Here is a 20,600-nt window from a genome sequence, read left to right on the forward strand (position 1 = left end):
ACGAACAAATCGAAAGGATCTCAGCATGGCCACCGTCAAGGTCGACAAGAGCAATTTCCAGGCCGACGTGCTCAACGCCAAGGAGCCGGTCGTGGTCGATTTCTGGGCGGAATGGTGCGGCCCGTGCAAGATGATCGCCCCGGCGCTCGAGGACATCGCCATCGAACTCGGCAGTAAGATAAAGATCGCCAAGCTCAACATCGACGAGAATCCTGAGCTGGCCGCGCAGTTCGGCGTACGCTCGATCCCGACGCTGATGATCTTCAAGGGCGGCGAAGTCGCCGACATGAAGGTCGGTGCTGCGCCGAAAACGGCATTGTCGCACTGGATCAACGGCAGCCTCGCCTGATCCGATCAAAATTTTGCAGAAAAGCCCGGCCTCGCGCCGGGCCTTCTTTTGCTGGCGTCATTGGTGGGCCGCTCTGGCACTCGCGGCTTGCCGCCCGGTATTCTTCTCTTCTGAATTCAAAGGAGAAGCGATATGACCGGATCCGCCAAGGCCACCGTCTTCATCGACAATGAGCGCGTCATCGTCACCGAATACCGCTTCGCCCCGGGAGACAACACCGGCTGGCATCGCCATGGCCACGACTATGTGATCGTGCCGTTGACCGACGGCAAGGTGAAGCTCCTGACCAAGGACGGCGAATCCTTTGCCGAGATGAAGAAGGGCGCGCCGTATTTCCGCAACGAGGGCGTCGAACATGATGTCATCAGCGCAAACGATGGCGAATTCGCCTTCATCGAGGTCGAGCTGAAGTAGTCCACCAACCATCGGCTGCGCCGCTACAATTGTCCCGGCGAGGCGCGATCACCAATCCGCGATACGATCGCCACCGACGAATTGTGCGCTTTTCTCAGTATATTCGAACAGTTCGATCTTCACGCCGTTGGGCTCGCGGATCCAAGCCTGGTAGGTGTCATCGCACGCGCGTTTCTTTGAAGTGACATCAACCCCCTTTGACCTCAGATGGGCGATCGCGGCGTCGATGTTTTCCACTTCGAGGCAGAAGTGGTTGATCTGGTTCAAGTCGCCATAGCTGGCGCCGTCTTTCTGGAACACCTCGACATGGCTACGGCTGCCGCAATTGAGGTAGAAGCCGAAAATCTTCCCGTCGCGCAGGAAATTGAACTGGGTGTCCATGCCGAGGACGTCCCGATAGAAGCTTCGCGTCATCTCCAGGTCATTCGCGAAAATGCAAACGTGAGCGAGCTGCTTTACCTTGATCATGATTGGCTCCTCGCGGTGGTCTGATAAGTGTGGCGTCACCGTGGCCCGGCTGAAGCACGCCTCAAACCGGCGGCGTGCCGTTTTCGGCCAATACCGCGCCGGCCAGGTAAAGTGACCCGCCAATCAGGATGCGCGGCGGCGGTCCGTCCCATGTGTCGCGCAGCAGCATCAGTGCGTTTGCAACGGAACTAACCGGTTCGGCCGACAAGCCTGCCTCAATGGCGCGGGTCGCCAGCTCGTCGTTCGGCACGCCGGCGTCGCTCAGGCTCACCGGCACGGTGTAGACGTGCCGCACCAGCCCTTTGAAGGCGCGGAAATAGCCGCTTTGGTCCTTGGTGTTGATCATGCCCGAGATCAGGAACAGCGGCCGCGGGTTCTTTTCCTCCTGCTCGGCCAGGGCCTCAGCGACGACCACGCCGGCGCCGGGATTATGGCCGCCGTCGAGCCAGATGTCGGCGCCCTTCGGCGCCAGTTCGCTCAGCCGGCCTTGTGGCAGCTTTTGCATGCGGCCCGGCCAGGCGACATTCGCCATCGCCTTCTCGGCAGCGCGGTGGCTGATCTCGAAGCCCGCTGCCTTGACCGCCGCGATCGCCGCCGCCGCATTGGCGAATTGATGGCGCCCCGGCAGGCGCGGCGGCGGCAGGTCCATCAATCCGTCTTCGTCCTGATAGACCATGCGGCCGTTTTCCTCATAGGCAAGGAAATCCTGGCCATAGACGAAGGCGGGGCAGTCGAGCCGCTCGGCGGTTTCGATGAGCACCTGCTGGGCCGTCTCGCTTTCCTGCGCGCCGATGACGACCGGGCATCCGCGCTTGATGATGCCGGCCTTTTCGGCGGCGATCAGCTCGACGCGGTCGCCGAGATAGGCTTCATGGTCGAGCGACACCGGCATGATCACCGACACGGCCGGCTCGGCGATGACATTGGTGGCGTCGAAGCGGCCGCCAAGGCCAACCTCGAGGATGACGGCATCGGCCGGATGTTCGGAAAACAGCAGGAAGGTGACGGCGGTGAGGATTTCGAAGACGGTGATCTTCTGGCCTTGATTGGCTTTGGCGACGCGGGCGATGGCTTCGGCGAAGACCTTGTCGTCCACCAGCCTGCCGCCGCCATCCGCGGCCAGCCGGTAGCGCTCGTGCCAGTTCACCAGATGTGGCGAGGTGTGGACGTGGACGCGGTAGCCGGCGGCTTCGAGCAGCGCCCGTGAAAAAGCAGCGCAGGAGCCCTTGCCGTTGGTGCCGGCGATGTGGATGACCGGCGGCAGCTGGTCCTGCGGATTGCCGAGCCGCTCGAGCAGCCGCGAAATGCGGTCGAGCGAAAGGTCGAAGCCCTTCGGATGAAGCGCCATCAGGCTTTCGATTTCGCGGTCGGCGGCAAGCGTGGTCATGGCGAATCCTAGGCGCGCCACGGACGGCGCGCAATCGCGGTTCGTGGCGAATGCGTCAGGCGTGCGGCCGGGCTTCGACCGGGATCACCGACGGCGGCAGGATTTCCGGCTCCTGCGGTTTTTGCTCTTCCGGCAGCTTGAGCAGCATTCTCAGCAGCCGCGCAACCGTCTGGCGCATCTCCAGCCGCGACACCACCATGTCGACCATGCCGTGTTCCATCAGATATTCGGCGCGCTGGAAGCCGTCGGGCAGCTTTTCCCGGATGGTCTGCTCGATGACGCGCGGGCCGGCAAAGCCGATCAGGGCGCCGGGCTCGGCAATATGCACGTCGCCCAGCATGGCATAGGAGGCGGTGACGCCGCCGGTCGTCGGGTTGGTCAGGACGACGATATAGGGAAGGCCAGCCTCCTTCAGCCTGTCGACGCCAATCGTGGTCCGCGGCAGCTGCATGAGCGACAGGATGCCTTCCTGCATGCGGGCGCCGCCGGAGGCCGCAAACAGGATCAGCGGCCGCTTGCGCTGCAAGGCGACCTCGAAACCATGCACGATGGCGTCGCCGGCCGCCATGCCGAGCGAGCCGCCCATGAAGGCAAAATCCTGCACCGTCACCACCACCGGCAGGCCCTCGACCGTGCCCAGCGCATTGATGATGGCATCTTCCATGCCGGTCTTGGCCTTGGCATCCTTCAGCCGGTCAATGTAGCGCTTTTCGTCGCGGAACTTGAGTGGATCCTGAACGACCTTGGGGTTTTCCAGCGTCTCGTATTTGCCGTCGTCGAGGAAGAATTTCAGCCGTTCCTTTGCCGATATCTTCATATGATGGCCGGAGGACGGAATGACGAACTGGTTCTGCTCCAGATCCTTATGGAACACCATTTCACCGGTCTCGGGATCCTTGATCCACAGGTTTTCCGGCATGTCGGTGCGGCGGCCGAGCATCGAATTGATCTTCGGACGGACGTAATTGGTGATCCAGTTCATCGCTTCGGCTCCTGTCCCTTAAGAAGACGTAGGAAGATTATTCGGCGGCAGCAAGGCGAGCCGCGCGAACCCCTTGCGAAAGCCCGCTGACCAGCGTGGCGACGGCCTCGGCCGGATCGGCGGTCTTTTCGCCCTTCGGCCCGAGCACGTTGGCGACGGCATTGACAATCGCGGTGCCGACAACGACGCCGTCGGCCGACGCGCCGATGGTGCGCGCCTGCTCGGCGGTCTTGACGCCGAAGCCGACGCAGACCGGCAGGTCGGTATGGCTCTTGATGCGCTTGACCGCTGCCGCCACCTTGCCGGTGTCGGCCAGCGCCGAACCGGTAATGCCGGTCATCGAGACGTAGTAGACGAAACCCGACGTGTTCTGCAGCACCTTGGGCAGGCGCTTGTCGTCGGTGGTCGGCGTCGCCAGCCGGATGAAATTGATGCCGGCCTTGAGTGCCGGGATGCAAAGCTCCTCGTCCATCTCAGGCGGCAGGTCGACGACGATCAGCCCGTCTATACCGCTGGCCAGCGCATCGCTCAGGAAGCGCTCGACGCCGTAGATGTAGATCGGATTGTAATAGCCCATCAAGACGATCGGGGTTTCACTGTCGCCGGCGCGGAATTCCGAGGCCATCTTCAGCGTTTTGACCAGTGTCTGGCCGCCCTTCAGCGCCCGCAGGCCGGCCGCCTGGATCGCCGGGCCGTCGGCCATTGGATCGGAAAACGGCATGCCGAGCTCGATGATGTCGCTGCCGGCGCCGGGCAGCGCCTTCATGATCGACAGGGAGGTGTCGTAGTCCGGGTCGCCGCCCATGAAATAGGTGACGAGTGCCGGTCGACCTTCGGCCTTCAGCTTTGCCATGCGGCGGTCGATGCGAGTGGCCATGATCAGATCTCCATGCCCAGCATATTGGCCACTGTGTGCACGTCCTTGTCGCCACGGCCGGACAGGTTGACGATGACGATCTGGTCCTTGTCCATATCAGGCACGATCTTCACCGCCTGCGCGATGGCATGGGCCGATTCCAGCGCCGGAATGATGCCCTCGACGCGTGTCGTCAGCTGGAACGCCTCCAGCGCCTCGTCGTCGAGGATCGGCACATAGTCGACGCGGCCGGAATCGCGCAGCCATGAGTGCTCCGGCCCGACGCCGGGATAGTCGAGGCCGGCCGAGATCGAGTGGCCGTCCATGATCTGGCCGTCGGCGTTCTGCAGGAGGTAGGTGCGGTTGCCATGCAGCACGCCGGGCGCGCCGGCACTCATCGAGGCGCAATGCTCGATGCCGTCGAGCCCGCGGCCGCCGGCTTCGACGCCGATGATGCGCACCTGCCTGTCATCCAGGAAGGGATGGAACAGGCCGATGGCGTTCGAGCCGCCGCCGACACAAGCGATGATGGTGTCCGGCAGCCGGCCTTCCTGCTCGAGGATCTGGGCACGCGCCTCGGTGCCGATCACCGACTGGAAGTCGCGCACCAGCTCCGGATAGGGGTGCGGGCCGGCGGCGGTGCCGATCAGGTAATAGGTATCCTCGACATTGGTCACCCAATCGCGCAGCGCCTCGTTCATGGCGTCCTTCAGCGTGCCGTGGCCGGCGGTCACCGGCCGCACCTCGGCGCCCAGAAGCTTCATGCGAAAGACGTTGGGGCTTTGCCGGGCGACATCGGTTGCACCCATATAGACGATACAAGGAAGCCCGAAGCGCGCCGCCACTGTAGCGGACGCGACGCCATGCTGGCCGGCGCCGGTCTCGGCGATGATCCGCGTCTTGCCCATGCGCTTGGCGAGCAGGATCTGGCCGAGGCAGTTGTTGATCTTGTGCGAGCCAGTGTGGTTCAGGTCCTCGCGCTTGAAATAGACTTTTGCGCCGCCCCCGAGGCCCTTAGCCGCGGAAACCCCGCGAAGATGCCGGGTAAGGCCTTCGGCGAAATAGAGCTTCGAAGGCCGCCCGGCGTAATGCGTCGAGAGATCGGTCAGCTCGGCCTTGAAATCCGGGTCGTTCTTGACCTCGTTCCAGTGCCGCTCCAGCTCGAGGATCAGCGGCATCAGCGTTTCGGCAACGAAACGACCGCCAAAAATGCCGAACATGCCCTGCTCGTCGGGGCCGGTGCGGAAGGAATTCGGTATCGCCGGCTTATCCATCGCCGATCTCCTGGTCTGCGGTTTGAAGCGTGGTCAGGCGGCGCGGTTGTCGCGTGCTGCCCCGACGGCCCGGAAAAATTGTTCGATCAGCGCCGGTTCCTTGACGCCCGGCGCGCTTTCCACGCCCGAAGAAATATCTATTCCGGGCGGGTTCACGAGCCGAACGGCGTCGCCGATATTTCCAGCATTGAGCCCACCGGAAAGCATGTAATCGACGCCGGCGTCAAGGCCGGCAAGAATGCGCCAGTCGAAGGCAAGACCGTTGCCGCCCGGCAATTCCGAATTCCTAGGCGGCTTGGCATCGAACAGAAAGCGGTCGGCAATGCCGACGAAGGGTTTTACCTGCTCGAGATCGGCAGCCTCGCTGACCGGCAGCGCCTTCATCACCGGCAAGCCGTAGCGCGCCTTCACCTCGGCCACCCGCTCAGGGGTTTCGGCGCCGTGAAGCTGCAGCATGTCGGGCTGCATTTTTTCGACGATCTCATCCAGAAACGCGTCGCCGGCGTCGACCGTCACCGCAACCGCCTTGGCCCTGCCGCGCGCCGCTTCGCGCAGGCGGCCAGCTTCCGCCGGCTCGACATAGCGCGGGCTTTTGGCAAAGAAAATGAAGCCGACATGGCTGGCGCCGCCGGCCAATGCCGCGGCCAGTGCCTTGTCGGTCTTCAACCCGCATATCTTGATGTCGAGCGCCATGGCGCGGGATTGGCACGAAACGGCCAAAGAGTCGAGAAAAAGCATCCTGTTTGCCGCCAGCGCGGAACGCGCTACCTTGCTAATGTAAGAGCGCAACGCGGTACCTTGCTAATCTAAGAGCGCAACGCGCTACCTTGCTCAGGCACTAAGGCGGGAGAACAAAGATCATGCCGGAAAAGACCGTCGCGGAACTCAGGCAAAAGCTGGCGCAGGCCCATGAGGTCATCGCTCATTTGATGGACAAGGCAGCCTTCAACGGCGCCGAGGCGCACCGGGCGCTGGCTTATTTCAGCAACGATGGCTTCGAGAAGGATTTCCTGCCCTGGCCGCGCCACGCCGATGAGGGATTGCGGCCGGAGGAGTTGAACGCGGCCAATGACGATTGACTCCTACGGTCCAGGCGAGTGTACCGACATGGCCAAAGCTACGATCAACTGTGAAGACATCGACTGCTCTGGATTGTTCCACGACTGGTCCTGGCTTGTGCCGACCAGCCACACCCCACTGATGGTAGGTCATTTCGGGGACACGGTGTTTGCAGCACCGGACGGATCGCTTTCGTTGTTATCAACGCTGGACGGGGAGTATGAACGGATTGCCAGGACCGGCGCAGAGTTCAACCGGCTGAAAGGTGATCCAGAAAATGTCGATAGCTGGTTTCAGTGGGGCTGGGCCAATATTGCGCTGCAAAGCGGGATCGTCCCCAAAGATGACGAATGTCTGGGGTGGAAAATCGCTCCAATCCTTGGCGGGCAGTTCGGCGTAGATGAGATAATGACCTTCCCGAGGCGGGCGTATCTAAGTATTCAAGGCCAGTTGCACAGGCAAATTCGTGGACAATAAACTCACTCGAACGCGATCGCCTGCAGCGCGCCGCCATTGCGCTTGAGCCAATCCTTGCAGCGCTCGGTATCCGGGCAAAGCTGCTCGCATAGTTTCCAGAATTTCGGGCCGTGGTTCATCTCCTTGAGATGCGCCACCTCATGCGCGACGAGGTAGTTTATCACCGGCCGCGGCGCCATCATGATGCGCCAGGAAAACGACAGATTGCCGTCCGACGTGCACGATCCCCAGCGGCTCGACGTATCCTTGAAGCGGATCGCCTTGGCGCGCTTGCCGACCGCAGCACTGTGCTTGGTCACCAGCGCTTCGATCTCGCGCTTGGCTTCGCGCTTGAGGAAATCGGCGATGCGGCGCGGCAGATGCACGCGTTCGCCATGCACGATCATCAGCGGCCCGCGCTCGTCGCGCGACAGCGTGACGGTGCCGCGTTTCGACGGTTCATGGACGATGCGATGCGGCACGCCGCGCACCGGCACCTTGATGCCGGGCCGCACCTGCGGCCGGTTGGGTACCTTGGCCAGCCTTTGCTCCAGCCAGTCCTGATGGCGGTCGAGGAATTTTTCCACCTCGCCGCGGCGCAGCCCCGGCGGCACGGTGATGCGCAAACCGCGGCCGCCGGAATCGATGCGCAGCGTCAGGCGCCGCGCCCGGTCGTTCTCGACGATCTTGAGCGGCAGCGTGCGGCCGGCAACGCAATGCTCGCGCTCCACGACGGGCGTGGGCTTGGGTTTCGTCGGGGTGCGGAAGAAGCCGAAGGACATTCCGGGACGATACGTGATTCGAGGGAAACGACTAGAACAAAAAAGAAACGGCGCCGCTGACGCGACGCCGTTGGATTATCTATCTGGGCACGGGACCTTACTCGTCGAGCAGGCCTGGCGTGGAGTTGCCGCCGCGTTTGTTGTTCGTCGTCGAGCCGGTTGACCCGCCGGTCGTGGGCGATGTCGACTTGTTGCGGTTGGCCATGAAGCGGTCGAACTCTTCCTGGTCCTTGGCGCGGCGCAATTCGCGGGCATATTCATCGAACTCGCTCAGCATCTCGTCGAGCTTGCGGCGTTCCTCGGCAAGCCGCTCGAGTTCCTTTTCGCGCCAGTCGTCGAAAGCGACGTTGCCGGTGCGGGCGGAGCCATGGCCCCAGCGCGCGGCCTTGTCGGAGCCGCGGCGGCAGCCGGCGAAGATGCCGTCGGTCGCGCGGTTGACGTCGCGCTTGAAGCCCTCGAGCCGGTCGCCCCAGATGATGTAGGCGAGCATGGCGAAGCCGAGCGGCCAGAACACCATGAACCCGATCACCATCAACGCGATGGTCGCCGGCGTCCAGGCCGGACGGATCAATGCAGATGTGTTCATTTCTCCCAATCCTTCAGTTGGAGACAGCCAATTCCGGCTGCGTGGAATCGAAATGGGATGAAGAAAACGGCGATTCAAGACAGCAACCGCCAAAACCGGACAAGCGGCTGAAATGATTATCGCTTTTTGAGCATTTCGAGGAAAAGAGCAGCCAAGCCCCGTAAGGGGGCAATGCCGCCGACGGTTCGTAGTGAAAATCCAGCGCCGATCGCGTCTGCTGGCTTAGTGCAATGGTTTGACGCTTCGAAGCCGTCCGTTCAAAAATCCAGAGGCGCATTGTCGACGACCTCTTTCATCACGAAGAAGGTTCTCGTCTGGCGAACGCCAGGCAGTGCGATCAATTGATCCCCGTGGATTCGGTTGAAATCCGCCATGTCACCAACCCTGATCTTCAGAAAATAATCGAAGTCGCCTGCCACCAGATGGCAGTCGAGGATGAATTTCAGTTTGGCGACGGCCTTTTCGAATTCCGCGAAACTCTCCGGGGTCGAACGGTCGAGTACGACGCCAACCATCACCAACGCGCCTCTGTCGACCTTCTGCGGGGTCACCATCGCCCTGACATGGCTGATGTAGCCTTCATCGATCAGGCGTTGCGTCCGGCGGTGGCACGTCGCCGGGCTAACAGCGACCGACTGCGCCAGCTCCGCGTTGGTCAGTCGCCCATTGCCCTGGAGCAGGCGCAACATTTTCAGGTCGATCCGGTCGAGCGCTGCGCGCATGAAAGATTCTTCCGCTATTCGGATTAAGAATTAAATATATATGACATTTTAATGCCATGAAGCGATATTTTGGATATTCTGGGCTCGATCTTTGAGAGCACATTTCAAGTCAGAGCTGATAGTGTTCATCGCACCACACCGCAATGAATGGAACAAGCGAGGGCACTCTCATGCTCGAGAAATTCGAACGTTATCCGCTCACATTCGGGCCGACCCATATCGAGAAACTGGAGCGGCTTGGTGGTCATCTCGGCGGGAAGGTCGATCTCTATGCCAAGCGGGAGGATTGCAATTCCGGTCTTGCCTTCGGTGGCAATAAACTGCGCAAACTCGAATACATCGTCCCGGACGCGATCGCCTCAAACGCCGATACGCTGGTGTCGATCGGTGGCGTCCAATCCAACCATACGCGCATGGTGGCGGCCGTCGCGGCGAAGATCGGCATGAAGTGCCGCCTCGTGCAGGAAAGCTGGGTGCCCCACGAGGACGCCGTCTACGATCGCGTCGGCAATATCCTTTTGAGCCGGATCATGGGCGCTGATGTCCAGATGGTCGATGAGGGTTTCGACATCGGGATTAGGGAAAGCTGGGAACAGGCAATCGCGGATGTGAAGGCCACGGGTGGCAAACCCTATCCAATTCCGGCCGGGGCTTCGGTACACAAATATGGCGGCCTGGGCTATGTCGGCTTTGCCGAGGAGGTCCGCGCGCAGGAGAAGGAGCTCGGCTTTGCCTTCGACTACATCGTCGTTTGTACCGTCACCGGTTCGACTCACGCCGGCATGCTGGTCGGCTTCGCCAAGGACGGCCGCGAGCGCAAGGTGATCGGCATCGACGCATCCTGCACTCCGGCGCAGACCAAGGCGCAAGTGCTCAAGATCGCGCAGAGCACCGCGACGCTGGTCGAACTCGGCAAGGAGCTCGATGAGAACGATGTCGTCCTGATCGAAGATTATGCCTATCCGGTCTACGGCGTCCCCTCGCAGGAGACGAAGGAAGCAATCCGTCTCTGCGCGCGTCTTGAAGGCATGATCACGGATCCGGTCTATGAGGGAAAATCCATGCAGGGCATGATCGATCTCGTGAGCAAGGGTTATTTTCCCAAGGGATCGAAAGTGCTCTACGCCCACCTTGGCGGCGCTCCGGCCATCAACGGATATGCTTATACGTTCCGCAACGGCTGAATCTATCCCGCCTGCCGCACCATCGCGTCCACTGCCCGCACCAGCATGTCGAGATCCTGAGGCCGCGACAGGCGGTGGTCACCGTCGGGGATGAGCGACAGCGTGACGTCGTCGGCCGGCAGCAGGCTGACCAGCTTCAACGCATGGCTCGACGGCACGTCGGGATCGGCAAGGCCTTGCAGGATGTGGACCGGACAGTGCGTGTCGATCGGCCCGGTCATCACCCGGTTGTTGCGGCCGTCCTCGATCAGTGCGCGCGTGTAGATGTAAGGCTCGGCTGAATAGTCCGACGGCTCCTCGAAAAAGCCCTTTTTCCTGAGGTCGCGCTTCTGTGCCCCGGTCAGCACCGGCTCCACCAGTTCGAACGTGAAATCGGGCGCCGGCGCCAGCAGCACAAGGCCGGCGACGCTGTTCTCGCCCGCCTTGCGCAACTCCTGCACCATGCGCAGTGCGATCCAGGCGCCCATCGAGGAGCCGACCAGGATCTGCCTGCCCTGGGTGAAGCGGCGGAAAACCGCCAGGCTCTCGCCCAGCCATTTCGAGATGGTGCCGTCGGCAAAGGCGCCACCCGATTCGCCGTGGCCGGAATAATCGTGGCGCAGAAAGGCGCGACCTTCTTTGCGCGCCCATTCCGACAGTGTTTCGGCCTTGGTGCCCAGCATGTCCGATTTGTAGCCGCCGAGCCAGACGATGCCGGGCTCGGCACCTGTCGCATGCCTGACGGCGATGCTCGTCCCGTCGACGTCCAGAAAGATCGGGGTGGTGGTCATGGTGTATTCCCTCACGCCGGTCTTTTGACACAGCAAGGCATTCAACGAAAAGTGCTCCGCCACTTTCTTCGCTTGGTGCAGAGGAGCATTCCATCGAGCAGGTGATTTCCTGAGAATGCTGTGCTATTGACTCCGACCGCGCGCTCACCACATTGCGCGTTCGCAATTCTGAACTGAAGAACCCCTTAACGAAACGGCTCAAGGAGACCACGACCATTCGCAGACCTTTCAAAGCAGCGGCGCCCACCAAGGAAGGCCCGCGCTCCAACCGTGACATCCGGGTTCCCCGGGTCCAGCTAATCGACGCCGAAGGCCAGAACCGCGGCGATGTCTCCATCAACGATGCATTGCTGCTCGCCGAAGAGGCGGGGCTCGATCTGGTCGAGATATCGCCCAATGCAGTGCCGCCCGTCGTAAAAATCCTCGATCTCGGCAAGCTGAAATACGCCAACCAGAAGAAGGCGGCCGAGGCGCGCAAGAACCAGAAGGTCATCGAGATCAAGGAGATCAAGATGCGCCCGAACATCGACAGCCACGACTATGAGACCAAGATGAAGGCCGTCCGGCGCTTTTTCGAGGAAGGCGACAAGGTTAAGCTGACGCTGCGCTTCCGCGGTCGCGAGATGGCGCATATGGAACTCGGCATGCAGCTTCTGAACAAGGTTCGCGAGGAAGTGGCGCCCATCGCCAAGGTCGAAGCCGAACCGAAGCTCGAAGGCCGTCAGATGATGATGGTGCTGGCGCCCCGCTAAAGCGCGTTGCGCTTTAGTTCTGTTTTGTGCATGTCGTTGTCGCAAAACCGCTGCGCACTGTTGGGCGACGTGCATAAAATCCGCCTGAATCATGTTGCAAGGCGTCCCGGCGATCGGCGGGGCGCCTGTTTTCTTGGCCAGACGCTGCGATCGCCGGCGAGAGCAAAGACGCTCTAGTTCCCTCGACGATCGGATTCCCGACATGGTCAATGAAGTCAAGCATTCGGAAGCCAGATATGGACTGGGCAGCTATCAGCACACGCGCAGGATGGTACTTGCCGTTCTGATCGTGGTGATGTTTGCGGCGCTGCTGTTCGGCCAGTCGGTTTTCCCTCCCGATACGCCAGTGCATGAAACGATCGAAATGGTCGGCGTCGTGCTGATCTTTCTCGGCGTCGTCGGACGCTTGTGGTCGACGCTCTACATCGGTGGACGCAAATCCTCAGAAGTGGTGACCGGCGGACCGTATTCGATTACGCGCAACCCACTCTACCTTTTCTCCACTTTAGCTGCCGCCGGTGTCGGCGCACAGATCGGCTCCATCGCGGCCACGATCGGCTTTGGAGTGCTCTGCGCGGGTGCCTTTTACATCGTTATCCTGCGCGAGGAGAAATTCCTCAAGCAGGCTCTCGGCGCGCAATACCAGGCCTACCTGGCGAAAGTGCCGCGCTTCTTCCCGAAACTGTCGCTGTATCAGGAAGGCGACACCGGCAGCTTCAAGCCGCGCCTGCTGCGAACCACGTTACTGGACGGGCTGGTGTTCCTCGTTGCCTTGCCGGCTTTCGAACTGATCGACGGCGCCCAGCAGTCCGGCATATTGCCGGTGCTGTTCCGTTTCCCCTGAGTACAGTGTTGCTGAGTACAGTGTTGCTGAGCACGGGGTGTTGCACGCGCCCCCGCTTTGACGTATAGGACCGCCGTTCCCAAAAAACCGCCCGGCAGGGCATGCCGTGGCGGTTTCATTTGCTTTTCGGGCTTTGGTCGGCCTGAAGCGAACAAAAAGCGCATTGGTGCGCATATAAACGGAGTAGCAAAATGCCCAAGATGAAGACCAAGTCGGCCGCCAAGAAGCGGTTCAAGATCACAGGTACGGGTAAAGTTCTGTCGGCTGCGGCCGGCAAGCGTCACGGCATGATCAAGCGTTCCAACAAGTTCATTCGAAATGCCCGCGGCACGATGGTTCTGGCTGAACCGGATGGCAAGAAGGTCATCAAGAATTTTCTGCCGAACGGCCTCTAGGGCATGATGCCAAAAAGTTGCAGACTTTTTGGAAACATCATGCGCCAAAATAAGAGCATTCGGTCTGGGCACGCATTTGTTTTACGCAATTCCGAACGGAAAACCGCCAGGCACTTTCCTGGAATTGCTTTTAAGGAGATCATGACATGGCACGCGTAAAGAGAGGCGTCACCTCGCACGCCAAGCACAAGAAGGTCCTGAAAGCCGCCAAGGGTTTTTACGGCCGTCGCAAGAACACCATCCGCATCGCCAAGCAGGCGGTGGAAAAGTCGCTGCAGTACGCCTATCGCGACCGCAAGAACCGCAAGCGCTCGTTCCGCGCGCTGTGGATCCAGCGCATCAATGCGGCGACGCATGAGCATGGCCTGACCTATGGCCGTTTCATCGACGGTCTCAACAAGGCCGGGATCGAGATCGATCGCAAGATCCTGTCGGACATGGCCATCCACGAGCCGCAGGCCTTCGCCGCACTCGTGGCCAAGGCCAAGGTCGCGCTCGAATACCTGAAGAATACCACGCCGAATGCTTTTGAAAGCGCTGTCGCTTAAGACCAGCGCTTCCCAAGCTATTCGACACTTGATTTGGGAAACCCGCGCTGGCAGGGCTGGCGCGGGTTTTTCTTTGCTTCCAATCGGATCCGGAACATGAGTGACATGGAAACTCTCGAAAATTCCCTGATGGCCGAGATCGCCTCGGCCGCCGACGAGCAGGCGATCGAGGCGGTGCGTGTCTCTGCCCTTGGCAAGAAGGGCTCGGTTTCCGAGATGCTGAAGACACTCGGCTCGATGAGCGCCGAGGAGCGACAGGTCAAAGGCCCGGCAATCAACGGCCTCAAGAACCGCGTCACCGAGGCACTTTCGGCGCGCCGCGCCGAGCTGAAAGATGTGGCGATCACGGCACGGCTTGCCGCAGAGAAGGTCGACGTCAGCTTGCCGGTCAGGCAATCGCCGGCCGAGCGCGGCCGCATCCATCCGATCAGCCAGGTTATCGACGAGATCGCGGCGATTTTCGGCGATCTCGGCTTTGCCATCGCCGAAGGTCCGGACATCGAGACCGACTATTATAATTTCACCTCGCTGAACTTCCCGGAAGGCCACCCGGCGCGCGAGATGCACGACACGTTCTTCTTCCAGCCGGACGAGCAGGGAGAGCGCAAGCTTTTGCGCACCCACACCTCGCCGGTGCAGATCCGCACCATGGAGATGCAGAAGCCGCCGATCCGCATCGTCATTCCCGGCAAGACCTACCGGCAGGATTCCGATGCCACCCACTCGCCGATGTTCCATCAGGTCGAGGGGCTGGTGATCGACAAATCGGCCAACGTCGCCAACATGAAATGGGTGCTGGAGGAGTTCTGCAAGGCCTTCTTCGAAGTGCCGAGCGTCAAGATGCGCTTCCGGCCCTCCTTCTTCCCGTTCACCGAGCCCAGCCTCGAGGTCGACATCCAGTGCGACCGTTCGCGGCCCGGCGAGGTGCGCTTCGGCGAGGGCTCGGACTGGATGGAGATCCTCGGCTGCGGCATGGTCCACCCCAATGTGCTCCGTTACGGCGGGCTCGATCCCGACGAATACCAGGGCTTCGCCTGGGGCATGGGCATCGACCGCATCGCCATGCTGAAATACGGCATGCCGGATCTGCGCGCCTTCTTCGACGCCGATGTGCGCTGGCTGTCGCATTACGGTTTTAGGCCACTTGACATGCCGACGCTGTTCGGGGGCTTGAGCGCGTGACGACCGGGCCGCAGCAAATCCGCGGGCAGCTCGCCTTCCTGCACATGTCCGACGCGCGGCCGCATAGCTTCAAGTGCAACGTGCCCAGACCAGACGGAACACAGTCATGAAACTCACCCTCTCCTGGCTCAAGGATCATCTCGAGACCGACGCCTCGCTGGCGGAAATCGTCGGGCGTCTCACCTCGATCGGCCTCGAGGTCGAGCATGTCGACGACCGGGCGAGCCTGGCTCCCTTCGTCATCGCCAAGGTGCTGACGGCGGTCCAGCATCCCGACGCCGACCGGCTTCGCGTGCTGACCGTCGACACCGGCGACGGCAAGCCGCCGGTGCAGGTCGTGTGTGGAGCGCCGAACGCCCGCGCGGGCCTGATCGGCGCCTTTGCAGCACCGGGCACCTATATTCCCGGCATCGACGTGACGCTGACCGTCGGCAAGATCCGCGGCGTTGAAAGCCACGGCATGATGTGCTCCGAGCGCGAGCTCGAATTGTCCGAGGAGCATGACGGCATCATCGACCTTCCTGCCGATGCGCCGGTCGGTACCAGCTTCGCCGCCTATGCCCATCTCGACGACCCGCTGATCGAGATCAATCTGACGCCGAACCGGCCGGATGCGACCAGTGTCCATGGCATCGCCCGCGATCTGGCGGCGAGCGGGCTCGGCACGCTGAAGATCGCGCCGATAGAGCCGATCCCCGGCAAGGGCGAGACGCCGGTCAAGGTGACGATCGAAGCGCCGGAGCTCTGTCCCGGCTTTGCGCTGCGCCTGGTACGCGGCGTCAAGAACGGACCGTCGCCGAAATGGCTGCAGCAAAGGCTTCTCGCCATCGGCTTGAGGCCGATCAGCGCGCTCGTCGATATCACCAATTACGTCACCTTCGACCGCGGTCGGCCGCTGCATGTTTTTGACGCTGCGAAGGTCACCGGCAATCTCACCGTGCGCCGGGCGCATGACGGCGAAAAGGTGCTGGCGCTCGACGGCCGCGAATACACGCTGACGCCGGAGATGTGCGTCATCGCCGACCAGGACGGCATCGAATCGATTGCCGGCATCATGGGCGGCGAGCATTCCGGCTGCGACGAGAACACGTCAGACGTGCTGATCGAGTCGGCGCTTTGGGACCCGATCACCACCGCCCGCACCGGCCGCACACTCGGCATCATCACCGACGCGCGCTATCGGTTTGAGCGTGGCGTCGACCCGGAAATGATGGTTCCCGGCTTGGAGCTGGCAACGAAGCTGGTGCTCGATTTCTGCGGTGGTACGCCGGCCCAAACCCGAGTCGTCGGCTATGCCGGCCATCAGCCGAAGATCGTCTCGTTCCCATTGTCGGAAGTGAAGCGGCTGACCGGCATCGAAGTGCCGCGCTCGACAAGCCTCGACATTCTTGCCCGCCTCGGCTTCAGGCCGGAGGGCACGGGCGATGTCGTCAATGTGGCGGTCCCGTCCTGGCGGCCGGATGTCGACGGCAAGGCCGACCTGGTCGAGGAGGTCATGCGCATCCACGGCGTCGACAACATCGCGCCGCAGCCGCTCGGTTCGCACGATGCGGTCAACGCCAGGATCCTGACTGTGCTGCAGATCCGCACCCGCGCCGCCAAGCGGGCACTTGCCGTGCGCGGCATGATGGAGGCCGTCACCTGGTCGTTCATTCCGGCAAAACACGCCGAATTGTTCGGCGGCGGCCAGCAGGCGCTGAAGCTTGCCAACCCGATCGCCGCCGATATGTCGGACATGCGGCCGTCGCTGCTGCCGGGGCTGATTGCGGCAGCACAGCGCAATGCCGACAGGGGCATCGGCGATATCGCGCTTTTCGAAGTGTCGGGCACTTACGAGGGCGACGGCGCCGACCAGCAGCGGCGCGTTGCCGCCGGCGTGCGGCGCGGCACCGCCAAGCTCGAGGGCTCCGGCCGCCATTGGGCCGGCAACGCCGGCGCCGTCGGCGTCTTCGATGCCAAGGCCGATGCGATCGCAGCACTCGAAGCCTGCGGCGCGCCGGTCGAGCGGCTGCAGATCGAGGCTGGCGGCCCGGCCTGGTATCATCCCGGCCGCTCCGGCACGATCAAGCTTGGGCCGAAGGTAATCCTTGGCACGTTTGGCGAGTTCCACCCGAAGACACTGGAGGGGCTGGACGTCTCCGGCCCGCTCTGCGGCTTCGAAGTGTTCATCGATGCGGTGCCCGAGCCGAAGGCCAAGCCGACGCGGACGAAGCCGAGGCTTGATCTGTCCGCCTTCCAGGCGGTCAAGCGCGATTTCGCCTTCGTTGTCGACAAGGCGGTCGAAGCCGGCACACTCGTTCGCGCCGCCCTTGCCGCCGACCGAAAGCTGATTTCCGGCGTCTCGGTGTTCGATGTTTTCGAGGGTGCAGCGCTCGGCGCGGCGAAAAAATCGATCGCCATTGAAGTGTCGATCCAGCCGGTCGAAAAGACGCTGACCGACGACGATTTCGAGGCGCTGGCCAAGCGCATCGTCGAGAATGTCGGCAAGCAGACCGGCGGCGTGCTCAGAACCTAGAACGGATGCGATGATGGTTCACACCAGCAAACTCTCCATCACCTGGCTGGCAACTCACATCGGGACGATCGACGGCTTCTTGGATGACCAGGAATGCGCCGATCTGATCGCTGACAGTGAACGGCGCGGTTTCGAGGCGGCCAAGGTGAACAGCTCCGGCGGCGCCACCGTCCTGAAGGAGCTTCGCAATAACGACCGGGTTGTCTTCGATGACGAGGACCTTGCGGATTTGCTCTTCGCACGGGCGCGGCCTCTGCTCTATCGTGGTCTCGGCGACTGGCGCTTGACCGGGCTGAATGAGCGTTTCCGTTTCTATCGCTATGGGCCGGGCCAGAAGTTCGATTGGCACCATGACGGCTATTTCGAGCGCCACGCCTTGGAGCGCAGTCAGTTCACGTTCATGATTTATCTATCAGATGGATTTGAAGGGGGAGGAACCTCGTTTCGCGGCGAGATGCCGGGCTATGCCGGTAGCAGTCTTCTGGTGAAGCCGAAGAAAGGAATGGCACTGGCGTTCTACCATCCGATCGAGCATCGCGGCGACGAGGTGCTGTCGGGGCGCAAGTACGTCATCCGGACGGACGTGATGTACAAGCGCCAATGAAACGCTGTCCGTTCTGCCGCTGAGCTAAATGCACCTGACCCCGCTGGAAGTGTTTTTCGTCAAGGAGTTCTGCCGTTCCGCCGGCGTTTCTCCTGACATGATGCGTGCGCTGAAAGTCAAAGTACGCAGCCGCGATCCTGTAGGATTCATGACCAGAGTCACTCCCTCATCGGTTCCCCCGGAATTGCGCTTTGAGAGTCGAGTGTTCAGTTCGCTTCGGGTAGCGTGCGTTGGACCTGACCAGCTTCTTTGCGGCATGGTGCTGTTCTTCGATGAGATTGAAGGAAAGCTAGATGCGATCGAAGGCTTTGTGTATGGCGAAGAATGGCCGTCAATCGAGGAGCCAGTCTTCTGGTCCGAGACCGACCGAACAATGAGCCTTGGGCGGGAGGGAAACTAGCCTGCAGAAATGGGCGTCACGACGCCCTTTCCGATAATTGCACAACGCATGGCGCGCTGAGGACCTAGAGGGGTTGCCGGCAGGTGACGAATCGCCGTCCAAAGGGCGATGGACCATTTGCGCTATTCAGGGCTGCCCTTTGAGGAACAGCGTGCAGCCTTTCTCGATATCGTCTCGGCCGATCCGCTGATTGGCGAGACGCTGTCGCGAGTGCGGGCGCTTGACCTGCGGGACTGGCTGGTCGTGTCCGGCGCGCTTTACAACAGCGTCTGGAATCACCTGACCGGAAAGCCCTCGGGGTACGGCATCCGGGATGTCGACCTGTTCTATTTCGATGAGAGCGATCTGTCCTATGAAGCCGAGGACACGGTCATCCGCCGGGCGGCGAAGCAGTTCGAAGGACTGACGCTGCCGGTCGAAGTGCGCAACCAGGCGCGGGTGCATCTGTGGTTTGAGGCGCGCTTTGGCGGTTCCTATCCCAGACTGTCGTCGTCCGCCGAGGCGCTGTCCTATTTCGCTTCGAAAACCCATGCGGTCGGCGTTAGATTCGGCACCGATGGGCAACTCGCGCTCGTGGCGCCGTTCGGGCTCGACGACATCTTCTCGTTTCGCGTTACCCCGAACCGTGCACTGGATAATCGGCAGACGCACGAGATGAAGGGCGCGCGTGCCAGGGAGAACTGGCCGGAGATCAGTGTCGTGCCTTGGTAGGAAATGTCGGCGCGAGGCACCCCCCTCTGCCCTGCCGGGCATCTCCCCCTCAAGGGGGGAGATCGGATGTCGCCTCGGCTTTCGCCAATCACCGGCGCCGGAAGGGCGGGCAGGGCGCGGGAACTGCCAATCTCCCCCCTTGAGGGGGAGATGTCCGGCAGGACAGAGGGGGGTGCCTCGCGCCGAGGTCTCACAACGCTTTGCATCGCACCGTATTAGTCAAAAAGGGGTGCCGAAACGCCCCGTTTCGATTACGCCGTCGATTGCCGTTCACCCGTTAACCAGCGCCAGCAGCTCCTCGGTATAGCGCTTGCCGACCACCTTTTCCGGCGACAGGGCGTCGCCGATTGATGCCACCTCGGCCTGGCTCAGCACGATATCGGCTGCCGCCGTATTCTGCTCCAGATGGCGCATTTTTCGCGCACCGGGGATCGGGACAATGAAGTCGCCCTGATGCAGCACCCAGGCGAGCGCCAGCTGCGCCGGCGTCACGCCCTTCCCGGCGGCCATCTTTTCCAGCACGGCGACGACCGCCGCATTGGCCGCCATGGCGTCGGCCTGGAAGCGCGGCAACCCGCGGCGCCAGTCGTCGGCGCCGAGAACATCGGGCTTGGCGATCGTGCCGGTGAGCAGGCCGCGGCCGAGCGGGCTATACGGGACAAAGCCGATGCCGAGCTCGCGGCAGACGGCAAACACTTCCCCCTCCGGATCGCGGCTCCACAGTGAATACTCGCTCTGCACGGCGGCGATCGGGTGCACGGCATGCGCCCGGCGGATGGTCGCCGCACTCGCCTCCGACAGGCCGAGCGCCCGCACCTTGCCCTCGCGCACCAGCTCGGCCATGGCGCCGACCGTATCCTCGATCGGCACGTTGGGGTCGACGCGGTGCTGGTAATAGAGATCGATCACCTCCGTATCCAACCGCTTCAATGACGCTTCGGCCACGGCCTTGACATGCTCCGGGCGGCTATCGACACCGGCCATGCGCTCCATGCCGCTCCCTTCTTCGAGGATCTTGAAGCCGAATTTGGTTGCGATCGTCACCTTGTCGCGCACCGGCTTCAGCGCCTTGCCGACCAGGATCTCGTTCTCGTAAGGGCCATAGACCTCGGCCGTGTCGAAGAAATTGACCCCGATCTCGACGGCATGGCGCAGCGTGGCAATCGCCTCCGCCTCCGGCTGGCCACCATAGGCAAAGCTCATCCCCATGCAGCCGAGGCCGACCGGGTAGACGTCAAGTTTATTGCCAAGCTTGCGGGTTTGCATCACGTGTCTCCTTGTTGTGATGGTTGTGATGCCGCAGAGATAGCGTCTTGCGCCGAGTTCGATAATCGGCTCTCATTTGCACGGGCTGTTCCAA

26 protein-coding genes are annotated in these 20,600 nt (G+C 61.9%); 14 read left to right on the forward strand and 12 right to left on the reverse strand.

Annotation, left to right across the window (positions count from 1 at the left end):
* Positions 1–25 precede the first annotated feature (25 nt).
* Both trxA and NKJ28_RS07755 read left to right on the forward strand, forming a co-directional pair.
* A complete protein-coding gene (gene trxA / locus NKJ28_RS07750) occupies positions 26–349 on the forward strand; it encodes a thioredoxin (RefSeq protein ID WP_023677558.1) in 324 nt (107 codons plus the stop codon).
* Positions 350–481: 132 nt separating this feature from the next.
* Positions 482–763 carry a cupin domain-containing protein gene (locus NKJ28_RS07755; RefSeq protein WP_023718287.1) on the forward strand — a complete coding sequence of 94 codons (282 nt, stop codon included), beginning with the start codon at positions 482–484 and terminating at the stop codon, positions 761–763.
* 48 nt (positions 764–811) lie between these two features.
* Here the strand turns inward: NKJ28_RS07755 and NKJ28_RS07760 are convergent, their stop codons facing one another.
* The 6 genes from NKJ28_RS07760 to NKJ28_RS07785 all read right to left on the reverse strand — a co-directional run bounded on the left by NKJ28_RS07760 (position 812) and on the right by NKJ28_RS07785 (position 6,423).
* Entirely contained in the window at positions 812–1,231 is a 420-nt protein-coding gene (locus tag NKJ28_RS07760) for a VOC family protein (RefSeq protein WP_352634865.1), read from the reverse strand.
* Between the two features lie 61 nt (positions 1,232–1,292).
* The gene (locus NKJ28_RS07765; RefSeq protein ID WP_352472565.1) at positions 1,293–2,618 is read right to left on the reverse strand and encodes a bifunctional folylpolyglutamate synthase/dihydrofolate synthase; all 1,326 of its coding nucleotides are present in this window, start codon (positions 2,616–2,618) and stop codon (positions 1,293–1,295) included.
* 55 nt (positions 2,619–2,673) lie between these two features.
* Positions 2,674–3,600 carry an acetyl-CoA carboxylase, carboxyltransferase subunit beta gene (gene accD, locus NKJ28_RS07770; RefSeq protein WP_352634867.1) on the reverse strand — a complete coding sequence of 309 codons (927 nt, stop codon included), beginning with the start codon at positions 3,598–3,600 and terminating at the stop codon, positions 2,674–2,676.
* A gap of 37 nt (positions 3,601–3,637) precedes the next feature.
* Positions 3,638–4,477, reverse strand: a complete 840-nt coding sequence (gene trpA, locus NKJ28_RS07775) for a tryptophan synthase subunit alpha (RefSeq protein ID WP_023677563.1) — start codon at positions 4,475–4,477, stop codon at positions 3,638–3,640.
* A 2-nt stretch (positions 4,478–4,479) separates the two neighbouring features.
* Entirely contained in the window at positions 4,480–5,730 is a 1,251-nt protein-coding gene (gene trpB / locus NKJ28_RS07780; protein ID WP_352576311.1) for a tryptophan synthase subunit beta, read from the reverse strand.
* 33 nt (positions 5,731–5,763) lie between these two features.
* Entirely contained in the window at positions 5,764–6,423 is a 660-nt protein-coding gene (locus NKJ28_RS07785) for a phosphoribosylanthranilate isomerase (RefSeq protein ID WP_023677565.1), read from the reverse strand.
* 167 nt (positions 6,424–6,590) lie between these two features.
* Here NKJ28_RS07785 and NKJ28_RS07790 point away from each other — a divergent pair, with 167 nt between their 5' ends.
* A complete protein-coding gene (locus tag NKJ28_RS07790) occupies positions 6,591–6,809 on the forward strand; it encodes a hypothetical protein (RefSeq protein WP_023677566.1) in 219 nt (72 codons plus the stop codon).
* Positions 6,799–7,266 (forward strand): T6SS immunity protein Tdi1 domain-containing protein, encoded by a 468-nt coding sequence (locus NKJ28_RS07795; RefSeq protein WP_352634869.1) that lies wholly within the window; start codon positions 6,799–6,801, stop codon positions 7,264–7,266. The genes NKJ28_RS07790 and NKJ28_RS07795 overlap by 11 nt, the downstream gene beginning before the upstream one ends.
* Before the next feature lie 2 nt (positions 7,267–7,268).
* Here NKJ28_RS07795 and NKJ28_RS07800 read toward each other — a convergent pair whose 3' ends face one another.
* The 4 genes from NKJ28_RS07800 to NKJ28_RS07815 all read right to left on the reverse strand — a co-directional run bounded on the left by NKJ28_RS07800 (position 7,269) and on the right by NKJ28_RS07815 (position 9,335).
* On the reverse strand, positions 7,269–8,027 hold the full coding sequence (locus NKJ28_RS07800; RefSeq protein ID WP_352451640.1) for a M48 family metallopeptidase: 759 nt from the start codon (positions 8,025–8,027) through the stop codon (positions 7,269–7,271).
* 97 nt (positions 8,028–8,124) lie between these two features.
* Entirely contained in the window at positions 8,125–8,613 is a 489-nt protein-coding gene (locus tag NKJ28_RS07805) for a DUF2852 domain-containing protein (RefSeq protein ID WP_023677569.1), read from the reverse strand.
* Between the two features lie 13 nt (positions 8,614–8,626).
* Positions 8,627–8,890, reverse strand: a complete 264-nt coding sequence (locus NKJ28_RS07810; RefSeq protein WP_352568475.1) for a hypothetical protein — start codon at positions 8,888–8,890, stop codon at positions 8,627–8,629.
* A complete protein-coding gene (locus NKJ28_RS07815) occupies positions 8,871–9,335 on the reverse strand; it encodes an Lrp/AsnC ligand binding domain-containing protein (RefSeq protein ID WP_352568474.1) in 465 nt (154 codons plus the stop codon). The genes NKJ28_RS07810 and NKJ28_RS07815 overlap by 20 nt, the downstream gene beginning before the upstream one ends.
* A 170-nt stretch (positions 9,336–9,505) precedes the next feature.
* On the opposite strand from NKJ28_RS07815, the gene NKJ28_RS07820 reads away from it, so the two are divergent.
* Positions 9,506–10,519: a 1-aminocyclopropane-1-carboxylate deaminase gene (locus NKJ28_RS07820; protein ID WP_352568473.1), complete on the forward strand. Its 1,014-nt coding sequence runs from the start codon at positions 9,506–9,508 to the stop codon at positions 10,517–10,519.
* Between the two features lie 2 nt (positions 10,520–10,521).
* Here the strand turns inward: NKJ28_RS07820 and NKJ28_RS07825 are convergent, their stop codons facing one another.
* A complete protein-coding gene (locus NKJ28_RS07825) occupies positions 10,522–11,289 on the reverse strand; it encodes an alpha/beta hydrolase (protein WP_352568472.1) in 768 nt (255 codons plus the stop codon).
* A gap of 215 nt (positions 11,290–11,504) precedes the next feature.
* Here NKJ28_RS07825 and infC point away from each other — a divergent pair, with 215 nt between their 5' ends.
* The 9 genes from infC to NKJ28_RS07870 all read left to right on the forward strand — a co-directional run bounded on the left by infC (position 11,505) and on the right by NKJ28_RS07870 (position 19,240).
* Positions 11,505–12,041 (forward strand): translation initiation factor IF-3, encoded by a 537-nt coding sequence (gene infC / locus NKJ28_RS07830; RefSeq protein ID WP_023677573.1) that lies wholly within the window; start codon positions 11,505–11,507, stop codon positions 12,039–12,041.
* A 202-nt stretch (positions 12,042–12,243) separates the two neighbouring features.
* Positions 12,244–12,885, forward strand: a complete 642-nt coding sequence (locus tag NKJ28_RS07835) for a methyltransferase family protein (RefSeq protein ID WP_352568471.1) — start codon at positions 12,244–12,246, stop codon at positions 12,883–12,885.
* Positions 12,886–13,076: 191 nt separating this feature from the next.
* Complete coding sequence (rpmI, locus tag NKJ28_RS07840; RefSeq protein ID WP_006201248.1) at positions 13,077–13,280, forward strand: 50S ribosomal protein L35; 204 nt, start codon at positions 13,077–13,079, stop codon at positions 13,278–13,280.
* A gap of 146 nt (positions 13,281–13,426) precedes the next feature.
* The gene (gene rplT / locus NKJ28_RS07845; protein WP_006201247.1) at positions 13,427–13,828 is read left to right on the forward strand and encodes a 50S ribosomal protein L20; all 402 of its coding nucleotides are present in this window, start codon (positions 13,427–13,429) and stop codon (positions 13,826–13,828) included.
* Between the two features lie 96 nt (positions 13,829–13,924).
* Entirely contained in the window at positions 13,925–15,010 is a 1,086-nt protein-coding gene (pheS, locus tag NKJ28_RS07850) for a phenylalanine--tRNA ligase subunit alpha (protein WP_352451635.1), read from the forward strand.
* A 106-nt stretch (positions 15,011–15,116) separates the two neighbouring features.
* Complete coding sequence (gene pheT / locus NKJ28_RS07855) at positions 15,117–17,525, forward strand: phenylalanine--tRNA ligase subunit beta (RefSeq protein WP_352568470.1); 2,409 nt, start codon at positions 15,117–15,119, stop codon at positions 17,523–17,525.
* A 10-nt stretch (positions 17,526–17,535) separates the two neighbouring features.
* Positions 17,536–18,129 carry a prolyl hydroxylase family protein gene (locus tag NKJ28_RS07860; RefSeq protein WP_352568469.1) on the forward strand — a complete coding sequence of 198 codons (594 nt, stop codon included), beginning with the start codon at positions 17,536–17,538 and terminating at the stop codon, positions 18,127–18,129.
* Positions 18,130–18,157: 28 nt separating this feature from the next.
* On the forward strand, positions 18,158–18,529 hold the full coding sequence (locus tag NKJ28_RS07865; RefSeq protein ID WP_352568468.1) for a hypothetical protein: 372 nt from the start codon (positions 18,158–18,160) through the stop codon (positions 18,527–18,529).
* A gap of 108 nt (positions 18,530–18,637) precedes the next feature.
* Positions 18,638–19,240: a nucleotidyltransferase family protein gene (locus NKJ28_RS07870; protein WP_352568466.1), complete on the forward strand. Its 603-nt coding sequence runs from the start codon at positions 18,638–18,640 to the stop codon at positions 19,238–19,240.
* A 270-nt stretch (positions 19,241–19,510) separates the two neighbouring features.
* Here the strand turns inward: NKJ28_RS07870 and NKJ28_RS07875 are convergent, their stop codons facing one another.
* Positions 19,511–20,506, reverse strand: a complete 996-nt coding sequence (locus tag NKJ28_RS07875) for an aldo/keto reductase (RefSeq protein ID WP_352568464.1) — start codon at positions 20,504–20,506, stop codon at positions 19,511–19,513.
* Positions 20,507–20,600 lie beyond the last annotated feature (94 nt).

Source organism: Mesorhizobium sp. M0145, assembly GCF_040322355.1.
GTDB lineage: Bacteria > Pseudomonadota > Alphaproteobacteria > Rhizobiales > Rhizobiaceae > Mesorhizobium.

Bases quoted from the DNA above. Each gene is read 5' to 3' on its own strand.
- trxA (WP_023677558.1), top strand. From the start codon at position 26: ATGGCCACCGTCAAGGTCGACAAGAGCAATTTCCAGGCCGACGTGCTC.
- NKJ28_RS07755 (WP_023718287.1), top strand. From the start codon at position 482: ATGACCGGATCCGCCAAGGCCACCGTCTTCATCGACAATGAGCGCGTC.
- NKJ28_RS07760 (WP_352634865.1), bottom strand. From the start codon at position 1,231: ATGATCAAGGTAAAGCAGCTCGCTCACGTTTGCATTTTCGCGAATGAC.
- NKJ28_RS07765 (WP_352472565.1), bottom strand. From the start codon at position 2,618: ATGACCACGCTTGCCGCCGACCGCGAAATCGAAAGCCTGATGGCGCTT.
- accD (WP_352634867.1), bottom strand. From the start codon at position 3,600: ATGAACTGGATCACCAATTACGTCCGTCCGAAGATCAATTCGATGCTC.
- trpA (WP_023677563.1), bottom strand. From the start codon at position 4,477: ATGGCCACTCGCATCGACCGCCGCATGGCAAAGCTGAAGGCCGAAGGT.
- trpB (WP_352576311.1), bottom strand. From the start codon at position 5,730: ATGGATAAGCCGGCGATACCGAATTCCTTCCGCACCGGCCCCGACGAG.
- NKJ28_RS07785 (WP_023677565.1), bottom strand. From the start codon at position 6,423: ATGGCGCTCGACATCAAGATATGCGGGTTGAAGACCGACAAGGCACTG.
- NKJ28_RS07790 (WP_023677566.1), top strand. From the start codon at position 6,591: ATGCCGGAAAAGACCGTCGCGGAACTCAGGCAAAAGCTGGCGCAGGCC.
- NKJ28_RS07795 (WP_352634869.1), top strand. From the start codon at position 6,799: ATGACGATTGACTCCTACGGTCCAGGCGAGTGTACCGACATGGCCAAA.
- NKJ28_RS07800 (WP_352451640.1), bottom strand. From the start codon at position 8,027: ATGTCCTTCGGCTTCTTCCGCACCCCGACGAAACCCAAGCCCACGCCC.
- NKJ28_RS07805 (WP_023677569.1), bottom strand. From the start codon at position 8,613: ATGAACACATCTGCATTGATCCGTCCGGCCTGGACGCCGGCGACCATC.
- NKJ28_RS07810 (WP_352568475.1), bottom strand. From the start codon at position 8,890: ATGCGCCTCTGGATTTTTGAACGGACGGCTTCGAAGCGTCAAACCATT.
- NKJ28_RS07815 (WP_352568474.1), bottom strand. From the start codon at position 9,335: ATGCGCGCAGCGCTCGACCGGATCGACCTGAAAATGTTGCGCCTGCTC.
- NKJ28_RS07820 (WP_352568473.1), top strand. From the start codon at position 9,506: ATGCTCGAGAAATTCGAACGTTATCCGCTCACATTCGGGCCGACCCAT.
- NKJ28_RS07825 (WP_352568472.1), bottom strand. From the start codon at position 11,289: ATGACCACCACCCCGATCTTTCTGGACGTCGACGGGACGAGCATCGCC.
- NKJ28_RS07835 (WP_352568471.1), top strand. From the start codon at position 12,244: ATGGTCAATGAAGTCAAGCATTCGGAAGCCAGATATGGACTGGGCAGC.
- rpmI (WP_006201248.1), top strand. From the start codon at position 13,077: ATGCCCAAGATGAAGACCAAGTCGGCCGCCAAGAAGCGGTTCAAGATC.
- rplT (WP_006201247.1), top strand. From the start codon at position 13,427: ATGGCACGCGTAAAGAGAGGCGTCACCTCGCACGCCAAGCACAAGAAG.
- pheS (WP_352451635.1), top strand. From the start codon at position 13,925: ATGAGTGACATGGAAACTCTCGAAAATTCCCTGATGGCCGAGATCGCC.
- pheT (WP_352568470.1), top strand. From the start codon at position 15,117: ATGAAACTCACCCTCTCCTGGCTCAAGGATCATCTCGAGACCGACGCC.
- NKJ28_RS07860 (WP_352568469.1), top strand. From the start codon at position 17,536: ATGATGGTTCACACCAGCAAACTCTCCATCACCTGGCTGGCAACTCAC.
- NKJ28_RS07865 (WP_352568468.1), top strand. From the start codon at position 18,158: ATGCACCTGACCCCGCTGGAAGTGTTTTTCGTCAAGGAGTTCTGCCGT.
- NKJ28_RS07870 (WP_352568466.1), top strand. From the start codon at position 18,638: ATGGACCATTTGCGCTATTCAGGGCTGCCCTTTGAGGAACAGCGTGCA.
- NKJ28_RS07875 (WP_352568464.1), bottom strand. From the start codon at position 20,506: ATGCAAACCCGCAAGCTTGGCAATAAACTTGACGTCTACCCGGTCGGC.